The following is a 20,167-nucleotide window of genomic DNA, read 5'->3' as shown; positions in this document are numbered from 1 at the left end:
TGACTCATCCGCACGGGCCTTCCCCGCGTACTCCTGCCCGGAGCGGACGATCGGGACGGAGGCCGAGGGTGGGGAGCCTGACCGTGAGCGGCATGGCCGAGGCGACCGGCCGGGCCCGGCACCGTGGTCGACGCCGGCTGGTGAGGCGGGCCGGTGGGTGGACGGCGGTGCTGGTCCTGGCGGTCGGTGTGGCCGGTGGCGGGGTGGCCGCGCACCGCGCCGGCCTGGACCTCGGCGACGTGGTCGGTGACGTCCGGCGGGCACCCGGCGCGGGCGCGCCGCCGGCGGCGGCCGCCGCGCCCGCCCTGGCCACACCGCCCCCGGCCGTCGCACCGGCCGGACCGGCTCCGCGCATCCTGCGCTACCCGGAGCAGGGTACGGGGACCTTCCGCACCGCCACCGCCACCGGTCGGGTGGCCGGGCGCGGCGGTGAGCTGATGCGCTACCGGGTGGCCGTCGAGCGCGGCATCGACGAGGTGGACGTGGAGCGTTTCGGCCGGGAGGTGGCGGTGGTGCTCGCCGACCCGAAGGGCTGGACGGCCGACGGCCGGTGGCGGCTGCAACGGGTCGGCCCGGACACCCCGGCGGACTTCACCGTGCTGCTCACCACCCCGGTCACCCGGGGCGAGCTCTGCGGCGACCCGGCGGACCGCTACACCTCCTGCCGCAACGGCGACCGAGTGGTGATCAACGTGGCCCGCTGGGCGCGGGGCGTCCCCGGGTTCGGGGGCGACCTGGCCACCTACCGGGCGTACGTGCTCAACCACGAGGTCGGCCACCGGCTGGGTCGGGGACACGAACTCTGCCCGGGGCAGGGCGAACTCGCCCCGGTCATGCAGCAGCAGACGCTCGGGCTGCACGGCTGCACCCCGAACGCCTGGCCGCAGGTCGGTGGCGAGCTGTACACCGGCCCGCCCGGCGAGTACGACGACCCGATCCCGGCGGAGGACTGAGCCCGCTCCGGTGGGGGCCAGCTCGGCGGACCGTGCCAGCGGACCAGCAGCACCGTGGCGTCGTCGCCGAGCTGGTCGTCCTGGTACGCCAGGATCGCGTGCACCAGCCGCCGGGCGGTCTCCGCCAGCGGCAGGTCGTCGGCGAGGGCCCGCACGGTGAAGTCGACCAGCCGGTCGACGCCGAACGGCTCGCCTCGCCGGAGCGCGCCTCGATGATTCCGTCGGTGTAGAACAGCACGTCGTCGCCGGGCTCCAGCGCCTCCTCGACGACCACCGGGGCCCGGTGCTCGCCGAGGGGCACCGGCAGCGCCGTCGGGGTGGGCAGCACGGTGGCCACCTTGCCCCGCCGCAGCACCAGCCCGCTCGGGTGTCCCGCGGAGATCACCCGCAGCCGGCCGGTGCGCTGGTCCAGTTCGGCGAGGACACCGGTGATCAGGCCCCGCCGGTCGTGGTCGCGGACGGCGGTGTCGATGTGGTGGTACGTGGCGATCAGATCCCGACCGGCCCGCCGGGTGTTGCGGTACGCCGCCAGCGCGAGGCTGGCCAGCATGACCGCCCGCATCCCGCCGCCGGATCCGTGCCCCACCGCGTCGAAGAGCGCCAGGTGGGCGGTGTCGCCGTTGACCGCGTAGTCGAAGGCGTCGCCGCCGACGTCGTAGCTGGGCTCCAGGATGCCGCTGATGGTCATGCTGCCGGTGGAGAAGGTCAGCGGCGGCAGTTGGGCGCGGAGCATCTCGGCGGCCAGCCGCATGGGAGCGCGGCGGCGTACCCGTTCCACCGTGTCGCTGTAGCTGGACCGGGTCACGGGGTTCCCGCCGGGTCGCGTCCGCGAACTCCCGCACGGCCGCGCGGGTCTCAGCGCCGGGGGAACGCCGCCCAGATGTTCTTGGTGTCCCTGGTGGCGTACCAGCCGACGTCCAGGGAGACGGCCTGAGCGATCTGGAGGCCGCGTCCACCGGCGCCCATCGGCCGGGTGTCGGCCAGCTCCGGGATGCTGCTCAGATCGTGGTCGGCCACGTCCAGGATGAACCGGTCGTCGGCCATCAGCAGCCGCACGATCGTGGGCGGGATGCCGTGACGCAGGGCGTTGGTGGCCAGCTCGCTGGCGACCAGGGCGACGAGCTCGGGGACCTCGTCCAGGTGGCTCCCGGCGCGCAGTTCCTCGCCCGTCAGGGCCTCGTGCAGGGACGCGCGCAGCCTGCGCAGGTCGGCCGGATCGGCCAGCTGCCAGCGCCGCAGCTCAGCGGCCTGCGGCGGGGGAGGAGAGGTGCGCAGCTGTCCCATGATCTCGGTTTACCCTCCGTAGCCGTTTCCTAAGCGACCTCCGGAGGGCGTCACCTGTGATGCCGGGCATCCGTCCGCCCCGCACCGGCCGGCGGGCGGCTCGCACCCTGCGCCCTGAGCGCCGGCCCGTCGCGGGGGGTGCGGACGGAGCGCGGGCCGGCGCTCAGGAGCCGGTGGCCCGGGTGGCCGCCGCGAGCGGCCGGTCGGGCGCCAGCCGGGCCAGAGCCTCGTCCCGGCTGTCGTAGATCGGGAAGACCGGGTCCAGCCGCATGGTGTGCAGGACGGTGCGGACGAACCGGGACGGCCCGACGAGGCAGAGCGTGGCGCCGCGGTCGCGGGCCTCGCGGTGGGCCCGGACGAGCAGGCCGAGGCCGGTGGAGTCGATGACGTGCACGTCGGTGAGGTCGACCACGACGTGACCGCCCATGTCGGCGGCGTGCCGCAGCGCGGTGCGCAGGGTGTCTCCGGTGTCGAGATCGATGTCGCCGGTGGCGGCGACGACCGTCGTGTCCTCCAGGTGGTCGATGCCCAGGATGCCGCCGGGTCCGTGGCCTTCGCACGGGACGTGCCCGCCGCCGGAGGACGGGAGCAGGCTGCAGTGGGGGCAGCGGTGCGGGCCGACGGCGAACGGGGAGCCGCTCCAGCCGTGCTCGGACACCAGGGTCCAGACGACCTCGGCGTCGGGGAGCACGCAGGTGGGGCCGGTGACGGTGTCGCCGCAGCTGTCGCAGATCAGCGTCATCAGGTGGTCGTTCGGGACGACGGTCATCCTGCTGTCCTTCCTACGTCCGTGCCACGCCTGCCGACGTGGCGGACGTCCGTCGACGAGAGCCGGAGGTCGTGGTCCGGCGCCCGGTGGGCGGTTCGGGTGCGAGGGCCGGTGGTGGTCACTGCCGGGCGGGAACCGCCGCTCTGCCGCGGGCGGCCGGACCCGGCCGCACCGCCTCCCCCTCCACCGCGCCGGTGGTCGTACCGGCCGACGGGGCGTCCACGACCGGCAGGACCCGGTCCAGGTGGGCGGTCGCCAGGATGCGTCGGATCCGCGGATTCGGATCACGCAGGGTGAGGACCGCTCCGGCGCGGACCAGCCGCCGGTGGGTGTCCAGCAGCAGGCCGATGGCGGCGGCGTCGATGTGCCGGCACCCGGACAGGTCCACCACGACCTGCCCTGGGTGCAGGGCCAGCAGCCGGTCGAAGACCGCGCCCGTCTGCGGCAGGCAGGCAAGGTCGAACTCGGTGAGGCAGACCTCGACCAGGGGGACGGTACACCGGGCGGGCGGCTGTGGCGACGCCATGGTCGTACCTCCCTTCTCCCGGTCGACCCCTACCGTCGCGGCCCAGGTTGGCGGTGACCGCGCGGATCCATGACAGTTGCGTGACATTTCGGCGTCGCGGTTTCGGCGGCGTGCGCCAATGGGCAGGCAGGGGATCGACGACAACGATCGGAAGGACGGCTCCCGTGGAAGTGACCGGCATCCTCACCGCGATCATCATCGGTCTGATCATCGGCGCGCTGGGCCGCCTGGTGGTGCCCGGCAAGCAGCACATCCCGATCTGGTTGACCCTGGTCATCGGTGTGGTCGCCGCGATCCTCGGCACCCTGGTCGCCGCCGCCCTCGGTGTCGACGACACCGCCGGCGTCGACTGGATCGAGCTGCTCATCCAGGTGGTCTTCGCCGCGATCGGCGTCTCGCTGGCCGCCGGCGCGTACGGCCGCCGCCGCCACTGACACCGACCCCGCCGGCCCGTCCCGCCCGGGACGGGCCGGCGGCGTGCCCGGGACTTGCCTCCGGTACCCGGTACCGGCCTACCGTCGACACCATGAGCGACGAGCAGGACTGGGTGCCCGCGTCGTGCACCCTGCCCACCCCCGAGCGGCCGCTGCGGGTGGCCGAGTTCGACGAGCTGTTCGCCACCGCCCTGCGCCGGCAGGAGCGGCCGGGCCCCACCCGGCTGCGCTGGACGTTCGACCCGACGGCCGAGGCGAGCGTGCGTGACCTGACCACCCGGGAGTCCGGGTGCTGCGGGTTCTTCACGTTCACCGTGGCGCCGGCGGCGGACCACGTCGAGGTGCGGGTGGAGGTCCCGTCCGCGCAGGTGGCGGTGCTCGACGCCCTGGCCGCCCGGGCCACCGCGAGGATCGGCCGGTGAGCGGGAGCTGTGTGGCGGCCAGGACGCCGCGGCGGAGAGCGTCGTTGAGCTCGCCTGCCGTACCCTGCCGCCCGGGCTGACCGCTCTGGCGGGCCTCGCCCGCGCGGCCTGCTGCGCGTGCGGTGGCGGCAGGACGACCGGGGTACGGTCCGGAGGGTGACCGTCCTCCGTTCGCTGCTGCTGTTCGCCCTCGCCGCGCTCGCCGAGATCGGCGGCGCCTGGCTGGTCTGGCAGGGCTGGCGCGAGAACCGGGGCCTGTGGTGGATCGCCGCCGGGGTGATCGCCCTCGGCGCGTACGGCTTCGTCGCCACCTTCCAGCCGGATCCGAACTTCGGCCGTATCCTCGCCGCCTACGGCGGGGTGTTCGTCGCCGGCTCGCTCGCCTGGGGCGTGCTGGTGGACGGGTTCCGCCCCGACCGGTGGGACCTGGCCGGCGCGGCGATCTGCCTGCTCGGCGTCGCCGTCATCATGTACGCCCCGCGCGACGCCTGAAATTCAGCTGACCGGGGCGCGGAGGGCGGGACGGTCGGACGACCTGGGTGTGCGGCCCGCCGGCCGGGAGGCCGGTCCTCAGGGTGGCGGTCGGGACAGGCAGTAGACGTCACCGGAGTTCGTCTCGTGCGGCAGCGCGAGCAGGTGGGCCGCCAACTCGTCGGCGGACACCCAGGCCGGGAGGGCCAGTGTCATCTGGTCGCCGAGGGCGAGGTTGTAGCGGTCGAAGCCGAGCGTCCGCACCCGGTCGAGGCAGCGGTGCGCCACCGGGCGTCCGATCGTGGTGAACTCGAAGGAGAGCGCGGCCGGTGGGCGGCTCAGCCCGGCCAGCACCTCGTCCTCGAAGCCCTCGACGTCGATCTTCACGAAGGTCGGCTCGCCGTACGCGTCGGCCAGCGCGTCGAGGGTGGTGGCGGCGACGGTCAGCTCCGCGTCCCAGGACTCGTCCTGCCACCCGCCTGCGCCGTCGGCGGCCCGCAGGAAGTCGGCGGAGGCGGTGGAGACGGTGGGGTTCGCGGAGTTGACGTGCAACCGGACGCGTCCGGCCCGCCCGCCACACGCCGCTTCGACCAGGGTGACCCGGTCGTCGTCGCGGTAGATGTCGCGCAGGGCCCGCAGGCAGAGCGGTTGCGGCTCCACCGCCACGACCCGGGCGCCGAGCCGGCGGAAGCTGCCGACGCGGTCGCCCACGTGCGCGCCGATGTCGAAGACGAGGTCGCCCGGCCGGACGAAGGGTGCGTAGAACGCGTCCATCGCTGCTTCCCGGTCCGGGTCGCCGTAGTACGACTCCAGGGAACGGCGCAGCGACGCCATCGCCGGATCGGCCTGGAGAGCCCGGATCACGCCGGCACGAGCGCCCACGCCGCGACCCTAGCCCGGGACGGTGGGGGAGGGTGCCGGTTCCAGCGGATTGCCCCTGCCGGGAATGGTGTGTCGTCGAGTGCTGGCCCGCCGCCTCTTCGCATAGGTCGCCACCGATTGACAAAGTTTGGAATCCAAACTTAACCTCGGATCGGCCTGGGTGTCCCGTTCGGCACGACGACACCACGGCCACCCACCACCGGCGAACACCACCACCGTCCCCTGAGGAGAGCCATGTCCGGTCTGCACGGCACCCTGCGAAGAACACGATGGCGGCTGGGGCTCGCCGCGACGGGCATCACGACCCTGCTGGTGGGCCTCGGCATGACGGTCGCCGGCAGCGCCCAGGCGGCGGTGGGCTGCAAGGTCACGTACACCACCACCGCGCAGTGGCAGGGCGGCTTCGGCGCGGACGTCGCCGTGACCAACCTCGGCGACCCGCTCGACGGCTGGCGCCTGACCTGGACCTTCCCCTCCGGGCAGCGGGTCACCCAGGCGTGGAACGCCACCATCACCTCCTCGGGGGACCAGGTCACCGCCGCCAACGTCAGCTACAACGGCAACCTCGGCACCAACGCCACCACGTCGTTCGGCTTCAACGGCTCCTGGTCGGGCACCAACACCGCGCCCACGACGTTCGCACTCAACGGCGTCACCTGCACCGGCTCCGTCGGCACCACGCCGCCGCCGAGCAGCCCGCCCCCGACCACGCCGCCACCCACCTCGCCGCCACCCACCTCGCCGCCACCCACCTCGCCGCCGCCGGCCACCGACGCGATGGCGGCGGTCGCCGCGATGCAGCCCGGCTGGAACCTCGGCAACTCCCTCGACGCCGTCGGCGCCGACGAGACCGCCTGGGGCAACCCGCGGATCACCGAGGCGTTGCTCGACAACGTCCGGGCGCAGGGCTTCAAGAGCATCCGCATCCCGGTGACCTGGTCGGCGCACCTGGGCGGGGCGCCGAACCACACCATCGAGGCGGCCTACCTCAACCGGGTCAAGGAGGTGGTCGACTGGGCCCTCGCCGACGGCTTCTACGTGATGATCAACATTCACCACGACTCGTGGCAGTGGATCAACACGATGCCCACCGACCGCACGAACGTGCTGAACCGGTACAACGCGATCTGGACCCAGCTGTCGAGCACGTTCCGCAACTCCTCGCCCAAGCTGGTCTTCGAGAGCGTCAACGAGCCGCAGTTCACCGGCAGTTCCGGCGACGCCCAGAATGCCACGCTGCTCAACGAGCTGAACACGTCCTTCCACCGGATCGTGCGACAGTCCGGCGGCAACAACGCCACCCGTCTGCTGGTGCTGCCCACCCTGCACACGTCGTCCGAGCAGGCCCGCGTCGACGAGTTGGCGGCCACGTTCCAGACCCTCAACGACCCGAACCTGATCGCCACCGTGCACTTCTACGGATACTGGCCGTTCAGCGTGAACGTCGCCGGTGGCACCCGCTTCGACGCCACCGCGCAGAAGGACCTGACCGACTCCTTCGACCGGGTGTACCACTCCTTCGTCGCCAAGCGGATCCCGGTCATCATCGGCGAGTACGGCCTGCTCGGCTTCGACCGGCACACGGGCACCATCGAGCAGGGCGAGAAGCTGAAGTTCTTCGAGTTCCTCGGCTGGTACGCGCGCACCCGGCAGATCACCACCATGCTCTGGGACAACGGCCAGCACTTCGACCGGACCGCCTTCCAGTGGAAGGACCCGGAGCTGTTCGCGCAGATCAGGTCGAGCTGGACGACCCGCTCCGGCACCGCCTCCTCGGACCTGGTGTTCAACGCGAAGTCCAGCCCGATCAGCAGCAAGACCCTCACGCTGAACCTCAACGGCACGTCCTTCGTCGGCCTCCGCCAGGGCGCCACCGACCTGGTCCGCGGCACCGACTACACCGTCTCGGGCGACCAGCTCACGCTCACCGCGTCGGCGCTCACCCGACTGACCGGCGCCCGGGCGTACGGGGTCAACGCGACGCTGTCCGTGCGGTTCTCGGCGGGCGTGCCGTGGCGGGTCAACGTGATCACCTACGACCGGCCGGTCCTGCAGAACGCCACCGGGACGACAAGCTCCTTCGCCATCCCCACCGCGTTCCGTGGCGACCAGCTCGCCACCATGGAGGCCAGGTACGCCGACGGCAGCAACGCCGGCCCGCACAACTGGACCTCGTTCAAGGAGTTCGACCGGGCGTTCGCCCCGAACTACGGCACCAACGTGATCAACCTGACGTCCGACTTCTTCGCCGAGGTCACCGATGGCAGGCAGGTGACCCTGACGTTCCACTTCTGGAGCGGTGAGCAGGTGACCTACCGGGTCACCCGGTCGGGCGGCACCGTCACCGGCGTCGCCGGCTGACACCGGTCGACCGTGGGTGCCGGGCCGACCCGGCACCCACGGTCGTGGGCCAGCGGTCCGCTCAGCCCGTGAACTTGTCCAGAGCCAGCTCCAGCGCGCCGTCGTCCGGCCTGGCGTACGCCTTCATGGTCGTGCGGTTGTAGGAGATGAAGCTCGGGCACCGGGTGGCCGGAGCGTTGACCGTGCCGCCGTCGCCGACCTTCACGCCGGTCTTGGCGTTGTGGAAGGTCAGCGTGTACCGCGACGAGACATAGTCGATGGTGACCGTCTTCTGGGAGCTGTCCTTGTAGTCGCACTTGCGGCCCGGACCCTCACTACCCTCGATGTAGGTGAGGCAGCCGACGATGCCCACCGTCGCCCACTCGGTCGACCTGGCGTAGTACGGCTTGCCGTAGCCGAACGACTCGCTCCGCCAGGACGACGGCCGCTCCGGGGAGTTCGAGAAGGTGAGCACCTTAGCGCCCTTCGGGCTGGTGTACGGCGCGGCGTTCAGGATCGGGCTGCCGTCGCAGACCGCCGACATGTCGCTGGAGCTCTGCGCGGTCACCGCGTTGTTGTTGTCCGGCTCCGGCTCACCCGGCTGCGGCGCGACCGAGGGCGACGCGGCCGTGGGGTCGGGCGCGGCGACGGAGGTCGACGGGCCGGGGGTCGGATCGTCGTCGTCGTCGTTGAAGGCGACGAAGCCGATGACACCGCCGCAGGTGATGAGGAGCAACAGCACCACGGCACCGATGCCCAGCCCGATGAACAGACCCTTCTTGGACTTCTGCGGTGGTGGGACGGGCGCACCGTACGGCGGCGCGGTCACCGGCTGGCCAGGGTAGCCCTGAGGCTGCTGGCCGTAGCCCGGCTGACCGACCGGCGAGCCGGGCGGGGTGCCCCAGGCCGCATTCGGATCCGGCTGACCTCCGTACGGAGGGTAACTCTCGCTCATCTGTAGCCCTTGTCGCTGTGGAGGAGTGCGTTGGCACGCGATCAAAGACAGGGTAGTTAGCAGCGCAAACCGAGCAGGATCAGTGACGGGCGTGGTCCCGTACAGTGATCCCTATCGGTCGATCCCCCTGACTTCTGTCACGATTCGTGGCGGATCTCATTGGCCCGGCTGCCCGGTCATTCACGCCTCGGGCTGACCCGGGAGTCCCCGCCCCTCGTGGTGATGCCGTCGCCCCCAGATGACGTGCCGGATCCGACCATGGCGTTCGGCCAGGGCGAGGACGAGGCCGGGGAGTTCGCCGTCCGGATCCGCCAATCCGCCCCGGCCGGCTCGGCGATGGGGTGAGACTGACGGTGGCGAGGCACGAGAGTCAGCCGGCGATCCGCCGGCCAGGGGGGAGTGCGCCGTGACGTCGGGTTCGGTGAGTGAACGGATCAAGGGTCTGCTCAACAGCCCACGGGGGCGTGACCTGATGCGGCGTGGCCGCCGCCAGGCGGCGAGGCCCGGCACGCAGCAGAAGCTTCAGCAGCTGATGGCCCGCCTGACCGGTTGGTCGGGTCGGCGTCGCTGAGGTGGCCGGTGGGCGTGGACCAGCGGGAGACATCATGAGCGACACCAGCCTGGACGCCGACCGCCAGCGGGGCAGCGACTACGCCGACCTGTCCCGGCAGGTTCGCGCGGCGGGTCTGCTCGGGCGGCGGCGAGGCCACTACGCGGTACGCGTCGGCCTCGTCGTCGGTGCCTTCGTCGGGCTGTGGGTCCTGTTCGTCCGGTTGGGCGAGTCGTGGTGGCAGATGGCTGTCGCGGTGGCCCTCGCGGTGGTCTTCGCGCAGGCCGGCTTCGTCGGCCACGACGCGGGGCACCGGCAGATCGCCCGCACGCGCCGGGCGAACGACCTGATCGGCATCGTGCACGGCAACCTGTTGACCGGGATCAGCTACGGCTGGTGGGTGGACAAGCACAACCGGCACCACGCTCACCCGAACACCGAAGGCAAGGACCCCGACATCACCGTGGCGCCCCTGTCCTTCACCACCGAGCAGGCCAGCCGACGCCGTGGCCTCGGCGCGCTGTTCGCCCGCCACCAGGCGTACCTGTTCTTCCCGCTGCTCCTGCTGGAAGGCCTGCACCTGCACGCCAACAGCGTGCGGGCCCTGCTCGGCCCGCGCCGTCTCGCGCGTCGCCCCGCCGAAGCCGGACTGCTGGCCCTGCACCTGGGCGGCTACCTCGCCGCCGTGCTCCTGGTCCTGAGCCCCGCCCAGGCGATTGCGTTCATTCTCGTCAACCAGGGTGTGCTCGGCCTCTACCTCGGTTGCTCCTTCGCCCCCAACCACAAGGGCATGCCGATCCTCGGTGCCGAGGACAACCTCGACTACCTACGGCGGCAGGTCCTCACCTCCCGCAACGTGCGCGGCGGGGTGTTCGTCGACACCGTGCTCGGCGGTCTGAACTACCAGATCGAACATCACCTGTTCCCGAGCATGCCCTGCCCCAACCTGCGTCGCGCCCGGCCGCTGATCCGGCGGTTCTGCGCGGAGCACGACATCGACTACCACGAGACCACCCTGAGCCGCTCCTGGGCAGAGGCGCTACGCCACCTGCACGACATCGGATCCCGTGAACCGCAGGCGGACGGCAGCGTTCGCTGACGCCATCCCGCGTAGGACTTCCAGCGCGGCCAGGCGAGCCGGCTGAGTGAGGCACAGGCGGGCAGGCCGAAGAACTGCGGACGCCGTGCGGCACGCAAGTGGGAGTCAGCCGCGCCGCTCCGAGTTGTCACCCGCCGCGGCCCGCCCCTCCTCACCGGCCGGGTTCACCGCGAATGGATGGCGTAGCCGCCGCATCGCTTCCGCACTGCCGTCGAAGGCCACGGCCTGGCCGTCGGGCCCGTCCGTGTTCGGCGTGGTGAGGAACAACGCCGGTCGATCATTGTCGTGTGAGGTCATGCCGTATTCCTGTTCCTGACAGAGGAGCACATGGGGTCGCGGCCATGCCGGTCGCGCGAGGACAAGTCGGCGCACGCACTGGCGCCCGATCAGGGGGTGGTGTCTCGATCGCGGGCGACCGCCCGGCGACACCGTCACCCCAAACCATACCCGGCGTCGCCCGTCGTCACTCGTCGCCTGGGCATCATTGCCAGCTCTCGCGCTGTCGTCGTAGTCCGTCGAGGATCAGATCGAGTCCGACTTCGAACTCCTCGGTGTACGCGTAACCAGGTTTCAGAGCACGATCGGCGATCATCTCGGTGAGGTGCGGGAGTGCGTCGCGGGGCATCTGCCTGAGGACCGAGTTCGCCAGGTCCTCGAGCTCGGCGGACGACGTGAGCGGGAGGCTGAGCTCCTGGAGCGTGAACCCGTAGATGTAACTGTCCAGCACCGACAGGGCGTGTGCCGCACCGGCGATCGAGAAGCCGTTCGACCGCAGGCAGCCGATCACCGCGTCGTGGTGGCGCAGGGTGGCGAGGCCAGGGTTCGCCCGTGAGTCCATCAGGCCGACCGCCCATGGGTGGCGGATCAGTGCGCCGCGCATCGAGACTGCCCGCCGTCGCATCGCGGCCCGCCAGTCGGTGTCGTCCGACGGGAGCTCGATCTCGCCGAAGACGAGGTCGACCATCCCGTCGAGGATCGCGCCCTTGTTGCGGACGTGGTGGTACAGCGACATGGCCTCGACGCCGAGCCGCTCGGCGAGCCTGCGCATGCTCAACGCGGCGGTGCCAGCCTCGTCGGCCAGCGCGACCGCCGTGCGGAGCACCGTCTCCTTGCTGAGCTGTTTGCGGTGGGGTGCAGGCGTGCCGGCCGCCTCCGGTGCCACGAGGTTCCTCCCGACTGCCCTGCTGGTACGGCTTGACAACCTTACACCGCAAGGTTGAACCTTACGGCGTAAGGTTGATGTGGGCGTACTGAGGAGGAAGTCGTGGAACCGATCAGTCTGGGCGCCAGTAACCCGGGCACGGGCAAGAGGGTGTGCGTCGTCGGTGCGTCCGGGAAGCTCGGGCGCTACATGGTGCAGCACGCGTTGGACCGGGGGTACGAGGTGGTGGGCGTGTGCCGACAGCAGAGCGTCCACAAGCTCGCCGGGTTCGAGGGACGGATCATGGTGATCCCCGGAGCGACCGACGACCGGGCGGTCATCGCCCGGGCGGTGCGCGGATGCGACGCCGTGCTCACGGTGCTGGTGCCGTGGGGGGTGAACCACTATGCCTCCGGTACCGCCCAGGCCGTGCTCGACCACGCGGACCCGGGCGCCCGTCTGGTCTTCTCCTGCGGCTGGCACGTCGCGCGCGACGAGAAGGACGTGTACAGCTGGAAGTTCAAGGTGTACGCGGCCGTACTGGGGCGGCTGGCGAAGCTCGCCCGTGCCGTCGACGTGGACGACCAGGTGGAGGCGTGCCGGAGGATCTTCGCCAGCGACACCAGTTGGACGGTCGTACGTGGCAGTGACCTGGAGGAGGGCGACAGCCAAGGTCTGCCGGTGTGGAGCCGGCACGTGGGTGACCCCGTCCTCGCGAGCAACCTGACCCGTCGCGTGGACTTCGCCCGTTTCATGGTCGAGGCGGTGGAGAACCACGCCCTCGTCCAGGAGGCTCCGGCCATCGTCGGCCGGCTGACCCCGTCGGCCATCGCCCACGCCGGCGGTCCGGCGTGACCGCCCGGCTCGCGTCCGCCCCGCGCGTTCCCGACGGGGCCGGCCGGATCAGCAACGCACCGAAGACGCTCGCCAGGACCGCCGGAGCCCTGTATGCGATCGTCGCCGTGCTCACCATCTTCGCCGGTCTGGTGAACACGCACCTCGTCGAGCGAGGGGACGCGGCGGCCACGGCCGACAACATCGTCGCCTCGGCCACCCTGTTTCGCATCGGGTTCGTCAGCGAGTTGACGGGGGCCGCGGTCTTCCTGCTGACGGGCATGACCCTGTACTTGCTGCTCAAGCACGTCAACCAGATGGTTGCCGCTGCGATGGTCACCTTCGTCGCGGTCAGCGTCGCGATCCAGAGTCTGAGCCTGCTCCACCAGTACACGGCGCTGACGATCGTCACGGGCGAGGACTACACCCGCGCCTTCGGCCCGGCAGGCTCCGCCCAACTGACCATGCTGTTTGCCGACATGCAGACGAACGCGTACCTCATCGCCCAGGTCTACTTCGGTCTGTGGCTGCTGCCACTGGGCTACCTGGTCGTCAGATCCGGCTACTTCCCCAAGGCACTGGGCGTTCTGCTGATGATCGGATGCTGCGGCCACCTCGTGGACATGTTCGCGCGCTTCCTCGCCCCCGGCCTCGGAGCAGACATCTCACCGTTCGCCATGGTCCCGGCGGCGGTCGCGGAGCTGTCGTTCATCGCGTGGCTGCTGACGAGAGGCGTGCGTGTCTGAGACCTGCCGTGGTGCACACGACTGCTGGCACGACCTCGACGACGGCACAAGTTGCGCAGGCACGCGGAATGACCGAGGTTGGATCGAGTCGACCTGCGCAGATGCGGCGACCGTCGAGTCGGCTCGGCGCCAGTGCTGGCGGGGGTGGAACGTGAGTGTGCTGCTGGTGACGGTCGGCCTGCTGGTGGTGGGGGCGATCCTGGTCGACGCGGCGCTGACGACGCTGTCGCTGGCGGGCCGGGCGGGTCCGGTCACCCGTCGCGTGTCGCAGGGGATGTGGCGGCTGATCCGCCGGCTTGCCGGCCGTGGCCCCCGACGGCACCGCTGGTTGCGCTGGTCCGGCACCAGCGTACTCATGGCCACCTTCGCGGCCTGGGTCGCCGGACTGTGGCTCGGCTGGTCACTGGTCTTCAGTGCCACCCCGGACGCGGTGCTGGACCAGTTCGGCCGTCCCGCCGGCGGCTGGTCCAGGTTCTACTTCACCGGATTCTCGATCTTCACCCTCGGCGTCGGTGACTACAGGCCGGGGACCACGGGTGCCCAGCTCGCGACGACCGGCGCCGTGCTCACCGGCCTGTTCCTGATCACCCTGGGCATCACGTACCTCATGCAGGTGGTGTCCGCGGTGGTCGACAAGCGTACGATCGCCGGTCACATCACCGCCCTCGGCCCAGCCGCGGCCGACATCGTCCGCCGCGGCTGGGCCGACGGGCAGTTCGCCCCGATGTTCACCCAGCACCTCACCAGCCTGACCCCGGAACTCGTCCGGCTGGGTGAACGGCATCTGGCGTTTCCCGATCCCCGCCACCGGCCGGACGTCGGCGCGGTGGAGCCGCTGTCCCGGGCACTTCAGCAACTACTACGCACCCTCGACGGGTCCTTCATCAGGACCGCCGACGATCCGGTGACCGCGCCGCCACTGGAGGATCTGACCCGGGCCGGTATCCCGGTCACCGACGCGCAGGCGTACGCGCAGGCGGTCGACGCCTCCCGGACGCACCGCTGCCGGTTGCAGGGCTGGTGTGCCTCGGACGGCTGGGACGAGACCGACCCGAAGCTCACGCTCGACTGACGGCATCGAGGCGCGTGACCGGCGGACCGCCGCGACCCCGCCACACCGGCCAACCGCGATTTCCGCGATTTCGTTGGGTTGTCGGCCGACGATCGACGAGGTGTGATCGACGAGTCCGCATTTCATCAGCAGGCGTCGCATGATTCTCCACCTGCATCGGCGTCAGACGCATTCACGAGTCTGTGTCGAAGCGTGCAGATTCATGCCCGTATTCCAATGCGCACTGCAACAGCCACAGAAAGGTGCCGTCCTTGTCGACACGCTCGATTCGTCATTCGGCGAGCGCACTGCTGGCCCTGGTCGTGCTGGCCGCCCTCGCTCTCGCCACTCCCGCCGCCGCAGCCGGACCGCGACCGCTCTTCCAGCTGCCGTTCCAGTGCGGTGAAACGTGGAAGATGGCCACCTACGACGGCCACGGAAGCTACAAGATCGACTTCACCCACTCCAGCGGCAACAGCCTCGGGCGGCCCATCATCGCCTCGGCCGGCGGCACCGTGAGCTTCTCCGGCTGGGGAAGCAGCGGCGGCTGGTGGGTCAGGATCGATCACGGCGGCGGCTGGCAGACCGATTACCTGCACATGCGCGATCCGGGCCCGGCGGTCCGCCAGGGGCAGTCGGTGGCCATCGGCCAGCTGCTCGGGTACGTCGGCAGCACCGGAAACTCGACCGGTCCGCACCTGCACTACGTCCAGTACGCCGACGGCGTCCGGACCGAGGCCTACTTCAACGGGGTGCGCTCCGGAATGACCGGCGACAGCAGCCCGGACCGCTGGATCACCAGCGCCAACTGCGGCAGCAGCACCCCGCGCGACACGGAGACCATCTCCGACTGGAGTGGTGACGGGTACGCGGACGTGCTGGGTGTCGACTCGGTGGGTGACCTGTACTACTACCCGAACAACAAGCTCAGCCTTTCGGCCCGGACGAAGATCGGCCACGGCTGGAGCACCTACAAGCACGTGATGGCCGACGACTGGAGCGGTGACGGGCACGCGGACGTGCTGGCTGTCGACTCGGTGGGTGACCTGTACTACTACCCGAACAACAACCTGGGCCTGTCGACCCGGACGAAGCTGGGCCACGGGTGGGGCACGTTCAAGCACGTGATGGCCGCGGACTGGAGTGGTGACGGCCAGGCGGACGTGCTGGGTGTGGACTCGGTGGGTGACCTGTACTACTACCCGAACAACAACCTGGGCCTGTCGACCCGGACGAAGATCGGCAACGGGTGGGGCACGTTCAAGCACGTGATGGCCGCGGACTGGAGCGGTGACGGGCAGGCCGACGTACTGGGCGTCGACTCCAGCGGGTACCTGTGGTACTACCCGCACAACGGGACCGGCCTCAGCTCCCCGGTCCAGATCGGCAACGGGTGGGGCACCTTCAAGCACGTCTTCGCCTCGGACTTCTCGGGCGACGGCCAGGCCGACGTGCTGGGTGTCAACGCCAGTGGTGAGCTGTGGTACTACCCGCACTGGGGGACCGGCTTCGGGACGCCGGTCAAGCTCGGTCACGGCTGGGGCACGTACCCGTTCGTGATGTGACGCCGGGGGTGTGCGGGCGGCGACCGCCGCCCGCACACCCCTTTCGGCTGCCCTGCCCGCCGTCGGGCTCGGCCGACCGGGTCGCGCCGCACTCCAGCTCACCGGCCGGGGCCGGGCTTCCGGGCGGTACGCCACCAGCCCTTCACGTCGGTCGCATCGGCGGGCCAGAGTTCCAGGAGGTCTCCGGGCGCGAGCCCGAGAGCGCGTTCGATCTCGCTCGGGGTGAGGCTGCGCAGTGATTCGGACAGCGACCGGGTCAGGTCGAGCCAGTAGCCACGCAGCGTGGACTCGCTGACGAACAGCTGCCTGGCGACCTGGGCGTAGCTCAGTCCCCGGGCACGGCCGTGCAGGACCTGACGCTGGCGCTCGCTGAGCAGGGTGATGCAGTCCCGCCGGACCAGCACCTCGAGGATCCCGACGACCGACTGCGGCATGACGGTGCCACCGGAGGCGACCTCGACAAAGAGTTGCTGGGCCCGGTCGGTCGGCAGCGCCTTGGAGACGACCCCACTCGCACCCGCCGCGACACACGCTGCCAGGACGAATCGGCGCTCCTCCTGGCTGTAGACGCAGACCCGGTAGCCGCAGCCCGTCAGGGCACGGACCGCGGCGATTCCCTGCCGGACGTCCGGCTGTTCGAGGTTCGCCAGGTGCAGGTCGAGCAGGACGACATCCACCACGGGGCGGCGGTCCATCAACTCCTCCACCGACGCGACCGCGGCGACGACGTCCAGGCCAGGCATGAGCAGGCTGAACGAGTCACGCATCAGCGCGGCGTCCTCGACGACGGCGACGGCCGGCCTCATGCCGCCTCATCGACGAAGGCGTCCCCGTCCACACGGCCGGCCGCCGCCTCGGGACCGGACGCGATCGTCACCGTCGTCCCCTCACCCACCGCAGACTCGATCCGGACGTCGAGCCCTCGCCGCCGAAGTTCGCCGACGACGACCTCGCGCAGCCCGACCCCGGCCTGCACCGACCCCGGGTCGAAGCCGACACCGTCGTCGCGCACGGTCAGCGTCCAGCTCCGGTCCTCGGCCTGGTCGAGGTGGACCACGACCTCAGCTGCCCGGGCGTGTACCCGTACGTTGAGCAGCAGGCTCTCGAACGCGCGCTCGAGCGCTTCGGCCTGCGCGGCGGGAAGCCTCAGGTCGGCGCCGAGGTCGAGCAACGTGTCGATGGACAGGTCGGCGAACCGGTCACACGCCCGCTCGATCATCGCAGCGAGCGCCACAGAGGGTCCGGAACCATCCCCTCCGGCGGTGGCGGACTCGTCCCCGCCCGGCACCCGGCCGCGGAGGTAGGTGCGCATGCGCCTGAGTTCCACCTCGGCCAGGTCGATGAGCCGGGAGCGCGGCAGGCCTCCCTCCGGCTCGGTGAGCAGGCGCATCACGGCGACGCCGTTGTGCATCATCACCTGGGCGCGCCGTTCCTCCTCGCGCCGTGCCAGCTCCGCCGCGCGGGCACGCGAGGCGTCGGCGTCGTGCGCGATACGGCGGATATACCCGAAGAGCATGCGTGCGACCAGTGCGTACACCACGTAGGTGAGGATGTTGCCGATCGCGCTCGAGGTCATGTCTCCGCCGAGTTCGCCGCCGAGATACACCAGGTAGGAGGCGGAGACGCCGAGGAGGCCGCCTCCCCAGAGGGCGACGCTGCGGACACCGCTGGCCGTGATGATGATCGACAACGCGTAGCCCGGCTGGTACGCGACCCAGGTGCCGAACCGTTCTCCCGCCTCGAGTACCAGCGGTCCCAGGACAAGCAAGGTGCAGGCCAGAGCGAAGTCCACCGCGGCAGCCGCTGCCCCCAGTGGGCGACGGCGTACGAGCGTCGCCACACTCACCGCGACAGAGGCGACGGCCGCCGCGATCCAGCAGGCGAGGTACCCCGATGCATGCGGTGACGTCGCCACGCCGGTGTTGACCGCCGGAATCATCTGCGCGACCGTGCCCAGGCGGACCCCCGCGATGAGGTACGAGAACGTCCGCTCGACGCCGGCTCTGGTCGTCCGCAACTCCGCGACACGTGACAGCCTGCTCCAGCCGTTCATGCTCCTCCCCGCGTGATCGACGGCACCGGCCGCCCCGGAGTTCGCGGATTCGTCGGGCCACGGCGAGCCCGCGGAACGCCAAGGTACGCAAGCGCAGCGGGGATGGCTAGTGCTCCGACGTCACTCGTCCTGCGGGAACGGACAAGCCCGGCGGCTCGCATCGGTCCTGATCGGACAGACGGCTCGAATCGTCCGCGACCATGGCTGTCACGGTGATCTCGGGAGGTCTCCCGCGGAGGCCGGGAAGGCAATACGGTGTAGTCCACCGAGCAGCCTGCGGCTGCCGCACCGGCCGGCAGCGCCACGGCGACCGCGGTCGATGCCAGGAGTACGGCACCGGCCCGGGCGGCTCGGACAGCAGGATGATCTGGGCTCTCTGCGTGACCGCGGCGGGCTCGGCTTGCGCCGAACCCGCCGCTCCAGCTCCACCTGATCCTGATCGCGGGCCGGGATGACGCTCACCCGGTTCGGCATGCGTCGTTGCCGGCGAATGTCAGGAACCTCCGGGCCGGACGTGCGTCCCGCTGTCAGCGCTGCAGGGTCAGCAGGCCCGGCCGGTAGGGCAGGAGGCCGTAGTCGCCGCCGGAGTTGGGGGAACGTCCCTGGTAGAGCAACTGCAGGTTGCAGGCGTTGACGGTCATGGTCTGGTCGGGGTTGCTGCGAATCAGTTCGCCGTGGCTGATGTCGTTGGTCCAGGTGGCGCCGCTGTTGGCCTTGCCGGCGAAGGGGTTGCTCTCGGTCGCGGCCTGCGGTGTCCAGGAGCCGTTCAGGCTGGTGGCCGTGAACGAGCGGAAGTAGCGGCCCTGCGCGCCGATCGCCTCGACGATCATGAGGTACCGGTTCTCGCCCTCGAGCTTGTAGACCTGAACCGCCTCGAAAAGGTTGTTCGTGGTGTCGGTCATGATGGTCGTGTAGGACGAGCCGAAGTTGCCCGGGAAGTTCCCGATGGGCATGCTGGCCCGGTAGATCCGGCCGTTGTCGCCGGCGAAGAACAGGTACATGTTCGTGCTGTCACCGATGAGCGCCTGGTCGATGGGGCCGGTGCCGGAGTTGGAGATGCTTCCGGTGAACAGCGTCTGCTGCGACGACCAACTGTTCACATTGCTGGGGTCGCTCGACGTCCGGTAGGAGAAGGCGGTCCCACCCCACTGGTAGGCGAGCACCCAGATGTTCTTCGGGGCGAAGTAGAAGAGGGTCGGCGCGACAGCAGAGAAGGGCATCGTGTTCTGGCTGGCCGAGGCCATGTCTGACCAGTTCGTGAAGAGCCCGAAGTTCATTGAGCCCCACCTCGTACCCGTGTCGTGCGTCGTCGCGTAGACGAGGTGCCTGCCGTTGTAGGGGGCGTGGGTGAAGTCCTTGAGCGAGACCCACCCCGACTTCGGCTGCGCCAGCGGCCCCGTCGACGACCAGCGGTATGTCGACGGAAGAGCGCACGTGCCGCCCGGCGGCGGCGTGGTGGGGTTGCCCCCGCCGTCGACGCGGACGAGTTGCCACTGCTGGTTGTTGCCACCCCAGTCGTCGTACTGCACGATGTTGCCGCCGTCAGCGGTCGAGGCACCCTGCACCTCCACCGCCTTGTTGCTGTTCCGGTTGATCAACCGGACGTAGCCGCCGGCCGAGTCCGCCAGCCGGAACTGCTGGTTGGACCCGTTGTGGTCGGTCCACTGCACGATGTTGGCACCGTTGGCCGTCGACCAGTTGTAGACGTCCAACACCTTGCCGGACAGCCGCGACTTCAGTCGGTAGTAGCCGCCGCCGGAGTCGACGAACTGCCACTGCTGCTGGTTGCCGTTGTTCCGGGTCCACTGGGTGATCCGCGCCCCGTCGTTCGTGGCCAGGTTGTAGACGTCCAACGCCTTGCCGCTGTTGCGGTTCAGCAACACGTACCACGCGCTCGTGTCGACCGTCGCGGCGGCGGCGGGCGTCGACATCACCGCGACGGCGGCGCCACCGACCAGCACGGCCGTCACGCCGGCGGAGACGACCCGCGGCAACCACCCACGCCGCCGCGACGGTTGTGCAATCGATGGAGACCTATCAAAGGCAGACATGATCCTCCTTCAGTGACCAAGAGCCGAACGGTCCGCCCGAG

22 protein-coding genes and 1 pseudogene are annotated in these 20,167 nt (G+C 70.5%); 12 read left to right on the top strand and 11 right to left on the bottom strand.

The features are described from left to right. Positions 1 to 68: 68 nt before the first annotated feature. A complete protein-coding gene (locus GA0070560_RS20350; protein WP_245675620.1) occupies positions 69 to 953 on the top strand; it encodes a DUF3152 domain-containing protein in 885 nt (294 codons plus the stop codon). A 253-nt stretch (positions 954 to 1,206) separates the two neighbouring features. Here GA0070560_RS20350 and GA0070560_RS29545 read toward each other — a convergent pair. The 4 genes and pseudogenes from GA0070560_RS29545 to GA0070560_RS20330 all read right to left on the bottom strand — a co-directional run. Then, positions 1,207 to 1,503: pseudogene (locus GA0070560_RS29545) on the bottom strand (SpoIIE family protein phosphatase); the annotation flags it as partial. A gap of 305 nt (positions 1,504 to 1,808) precedes the next feature. Then, on the bottom strand, positions 1,809 to 2,237 hold the full coding sequence (locus tag GA0070560_RS20340; RefSeq protein WP_091300249.1) for an ATP-binding protein: 429 nt from the start codon (positions 2,235 to 2,237) through the stop codon (positions 1,809 to 1,811). Positions 2,238 to 2,400: 163 nt separating this feature from the next. After that, positions 2,401 to 3,006: an STAS domain-containing protein gene (locus GA0070560_RS20335; RefSeq protein ID WP_091300247.1), complete on the bottom strand. Its 606-nt coding sequence runs from the start codon at positions 3,004 to 3,006 to the stop codon at positions 2,401 to 2,403. Positions 3,007 to 3,124: 118 nt separating this feature from the next. Next, positions 3,125 to 3,532, bottom strand: coding sequence for an STAS domain-containing protein (locus tag GA0070560_RS20330; RefSeq protein ID WP_091300244.1), 408 nt, complete (start codon positions 3,530 to 3,532; stop codon positions 3,125 to 3,127). Positions 3,533 to 3,696: 164 nt separating this feature from the next. Here GA0070560_RS20330 and GA0070560_RS20325 point away from each other — a divergent pair, with 164 nt between their 5' ends. The 3 genes from GA0070560_RS20325 to GA0070560_RS20315 all read left to right on the top strand — a co-directional run bounded on the left by GA0070560_RS20325 (position 3,697) and on the right by GA0070560_RS20315 (position 4,880). Next, a complete protein-coding gene (locus tag GA0070560_RS20325) occupies positions 3,697 to 3,966 on the top strand; it encodes a GlsB/YeaQ/YmgE family stress response membrane protein (RefSeq protein ID WP_091300241.1) in 270 nt (89 codons plus the stop codon). 92 nt (positions 3,967 to 4,058) lie between these two features. Next, on the top strand, positions 4,059 to 4,388 hold the full coding sequence (locus GA0070560_RS20320; protein ID WP_091300239.1) for a hypothetical protein: 330 nt from the start codon (positions 4,059 to 4,061) through the stop codon (positions 4,386 to 4,388). A 156-nt stretch (positions 4,389 to 4,544) separates the two neighbouring features. Further along, on the top strand, positions 4,545 to 4,880 hold the full coding sequence (locus tag GA0070560_RS20315; RefSeq protein WP_091300237.1) for a YnfA family protein: 336 nt from the start codon (positions 4,545 to 4,547) through the stop codon (positions 4,878 to 4,880). Between the two features lie 78 nt (positions 4,881 to 4,958). Here the strand turns inward: GA0070560_RS20315 and GA0070560_RS20310 are convergent, their stop codons facing one another. Then, the gene (locus GA0070560_RS20310; RefSeq protein ID WP_091300234.1) at positions 4,959 to 5,693 is read right to left on the bottom strand and encodes an FkbM family methyltransferase; all 735 of its coding nucleotides are present in this window, start codon (positions 5,691 to 5,693) and stop codon (positions 4,959 to 4,961) included. Between the two features lie 282 nt (positions 5,694 to 5,975). Here GA0070560_RS20310 and GA0070560_RS20305 point away from each other — a divergent pair, with 282 nt between their 5' ends. Next, a complete protein-coding gene (locus GA0070560_RS20305; RefSeq protein ID WP_091300231.1) occupies positions 5,976 to 8,102 on the top strand; it encodes a cellulase family glycosylhydrolase in 2,127 nt (708 codons plus the stop codon). Positions 8,103 to 8,163: 61 nt separating this feature from the next. Here GA0070560_RS20305 and GA0070560_RS20300 read toward each other — a convergent pair whose 3' ends face one another. Next, complete coding sequence (locus GA0070560_RS20300) at positions 8,164 to 8,910, bottom strand: hypothetical protein (protein WP_245675619.1); 747 nt, start codon at positions 8,908 to 8,910, stop codon at positions 8,164 to 8,166. Positions 8,911 to 9,258: 348 nt separating this feature from the next. On the opposite strand from GA0070560_RS20300, the gene GA0070560_RS29825 reads away from it, so the two are divergent. The 3 genes from GA0070560_RS29825 (at position 9,259) to GA0070560_RS20295 (ending at position 10,685) form a co-directional block, all read left to right on the top strand. Next, positions 9,259 to 9,381 carry a hypothetical protein gene (locus GA0070560_RS29825; RefSeq protein ID WP_281184679.1) on the top strand — a complete coding sequence of 41 codons (123 nt, stop codon included), beginning with the start codon at positions 9,259 to 9,261 and terminating at the stop codon, positions 9,379 to 9,381. A gap of 76 nt (positions 9,382 to 9,457) precedes the next feature. After that, positions 9,458 to 9,607 carry a hypothetical protein gene (locus GA0070560_RS28830; RefSeq protein ID WP_170839500.1) on the top strand — a complete coding sequence of 50 codons (150 nt, stop codon included), beginning with the start codon at positions 9,458 to 9,460 and terminating at the stop codon, positions 9,605 to 9,607. A gap of 34 nt (positions 9,608 to 9,641) precedes the next feature. Further along, the gene (locus GA0070560_RS20295) at positions 9,642 to 10,685 is read left to right on the top strand and encodes a fatty acid desaturase family protein (protein ID WP_091300227.1); all 1,044 of its coding nucleotides are present in this window, start codon (positions 9,642 to 9,644) and stop codon (positions 10,683 to 10,685) included. 105 nt (positions 10,686 to 10,790) lie between these two features. Here the strand turns inward: GA0070560_RS20295 and GA0070560_RS28310 are convergent, their stop codons facing one another. Both GA0070560_RS28310 and GA0070560_RS20290 read right to left on the bottom strand, forming a co-directional pair. After that, the gene (locus GA0070560_RS28310; RefSeq protein WP_139131551.1) at positions 10,791 to 10,982 is read right to left on the bottom strand and encodes a hypothetical protein; all 192 of its coding nucleotides are present in this window, start codon (positions 10,980 to 10,982) and stop codon (positions 10,791 to 10,793) included. 184 nt (positions 10,983 to 11,166) lie between these two features. Continuing rightward, entirely contained in the window at positions 11,167 to 11,847 is a 681-nt protein-coding gene (locus tag GA0070560_RS20290) for a TetR/AcrR family transcriptional regulator (RefSeq protein ID WP_091300225.1), read from the bottom strand. Positions 11,848 to 11,949: 102 nt separating this feature from the next. On the opposite strand from GA0070560_RS20290, the gene GA0070560_RS20285 reads away from it, so the two are divergent. From GA0070560_RS20285 to GA0070560_RS20270, 4 genes are all read left to right on the top strand, one after another. Next, positions 11,950 to 12,681, top strand: a complete 732-nt coding sequence (locus tag GA0070560_RS20285) for an NAD(P)-dependent oxidoreductase (protein WP_281184677.1) — start codon at positions 11,950 to 11,952, stop codon at positions 12,679 to 12,681. Then, entirely contained in the window at positions 12,678 to 13,406 is a 729-nt protein-coding gene (locus GA0070560_RS20280; protein WP_245675618.1) for a DUF4386 domain-containing protein, read from the top strand. Before GA0070560_RS20285 ends, GA0070560_RS20280 begins: the two co-directional genes overlap by 4 nt. Positions 13,407 to 13,557: 151 nt before the next feature. Beyond that, positions 13,558 to 14,478 (top strand): potassium channel family protein, encoded by a 921-nt coding sequence (locus GA0070560_RS20275; RefSeq protein WP_139131550.1) that lies wholly within the window; start codon positions 13,558 to 13,560, stop codon positions 14,476 to 14,478. 251 nt (positions 14,479 to 14,729) lie between these two features. Next, positions 14,730 to 16,022: an FG-GAP-like repeat-containing protein gene (locus GA0070560_RS20270; RefSeq protein WP_211565940.1), complete on the top strand. Its 1,293-nt coding sequence runs from the start codon at positions 14,730 to 14,732 to the stop codon at positions 16,020 to 16,022. Positions 16,023 to 16,120: 98 nt separating this feature from the next. Here GA0070560_RS20270 and GA0070560_RS20265 read toward each other — a convergent pair whose 3' ends face one another. The 3 genes from GA0070560_RS20265 to GA0070560_RS20250 form a co-directional block, all read right to left on the bottom strand. Beyond that, the gene (locus GA0070560_RS20265; RefSeq protein WP_091300219.1) at positions 16,121 to 16,828 is read right to left on the bottom strand and encodes a LuxR C-terminal-related transcriptional regulator; all 708 of its coding nucleotides are present in this window, start codon (positions 16,826 to 16,828) and stop codon (positions 16,121 to 16,123) included. Then, positions 16,825 to 18,075 (bottom strand): sensor histidine kinase, encoded by a 1,251-nt coding sequence (locus GA0070560_RS20260; protein WP_245675617.1) that lies wholly within the window; start codon positions 18,073 to 18,075, stop codon positions 16,825 to 16,827. The genes GA0070560_RS20265 and GA0070560_RS20260 overlap by 4 nt, the downstream gene beginning before the upstream one ends. Positions 18,076 to 18,602: 527 nt before the next feature. After that, positions 18,603 to 20,126 (bottom strand): non-reducing end alpha-L-arabinofuranosidase family hydrolase, encoded by a 1,524-nt coding sequence (locus GA0070560_RS20250; protein WP_091300213.1) that lies wholly within the window; start codon positions 20,124 to 20,126, stop codon positions 18,603 to 18,605. Positions 20,127 to 20,167: the final 41 nt, after the last annotated feature.

The sequence above is a fragment of the Micromonospora halophytica genome, from assembly GCF_900090245.1.
GTDB classification, from domain to species: domain Bacteria; phylum Actinomycetota; class Actinomycetes; order Mycobacteriales; family Micromonosporaceae; genus Micromonospora; species Micromonospora halophytica.
Note: the sequence above shows the minus strand (reverse complement) of the source record. Positions and strands in the feature narration are given on the sequence as shown.

Bases quoted from the DNA above. Each gene is read 5' to 3' on its own strand.
- GA0070560_RS20265 (WP_091300219.1), bottom strand. From the start codon at position 16,828: ATGAGGCCGGCCGTCGCCGTCGTCGAGGACGCCGCGCTGATGCGTGAC.
- GA0070560_RS29825 (WP_281184679.1), top strand. From the start codon at position 9,259: ATGCCGTCGCCCCCAGATGACGTGCCGGATCCGACCATGGCGTTCGGC.
- GA0070560_RS20295 (WP_091300227.1), top strand. From the start codon at position 9,642: ATGAGCGACACCAGCCTGGACGCCGACCGCCAGCGGGGCAGCGACTAC.
- GA0070560_RS20320 (WP_091300239.1), top strand. From the start codon at position 4,059: ATGAGCGACGAGCAGGACTGGGTGCCCGCGTCGTGCACCCTGCCCACC.
- GA0070560_RS20260 (WP_245675617.1), bottom strand. From the start codon at position 18,075: ATGAACGGCTGGAGCAGGCTGTCACGTGTCGCGGAGTTGCGGACGACC.
- GA0070560_RS28310 (WP_139131551.1), bottom strand. From the start codon at position 10,982: ATGACCTCACACGACAATGATCGACCGGCGTTGTTCCTCACCACGCCG.
- GA0070560_RS20340 (WP_091300249.1), bottom strand. From the start codon at position 2,237: ATGGGACAGCTGCGCACCTCTCCTCCCCCGCCGCAGGCCGCTGAGCTG.
- GA0070560_RS20330 (WP_091300244.1), bottom strand. From the start codon at position 3,532: ATGGCGTCGCCACAGCCGCCCGCCCGGTGTACCGTCCCCCTGGTCGAG.
- GA0070560_RS20335 (WP_091300247.1), bottom strand. From the start codon at position 3,006: ATGACCGTCGTCCCGAACGACCACCTGATGACGCTGATCTGCGACAGC.
- GA0070560_RS20310 (WP_091300234.1), bottom strand. From the start codon at position 5,693: ATGGCGTCGCTGCGCCGTTCCCTGGAGTCGTACTACGGCGACCCGGAC.
- GA0070560_RS20305 (WP_091300231.1), top strand. From the start codon at position 5,976: ATGTCCGGTCTGCACGGCACCCTGCGAAGAACACGATGGCGGCTGGGG.
- GA0070560_RS20250 (WP_091300213.1), bottom strand. From the start codon at position 20,126: ATGTCTGCCTTTGATAGGTCTCCATCGATTGCACAACCGTCGCGGCGG.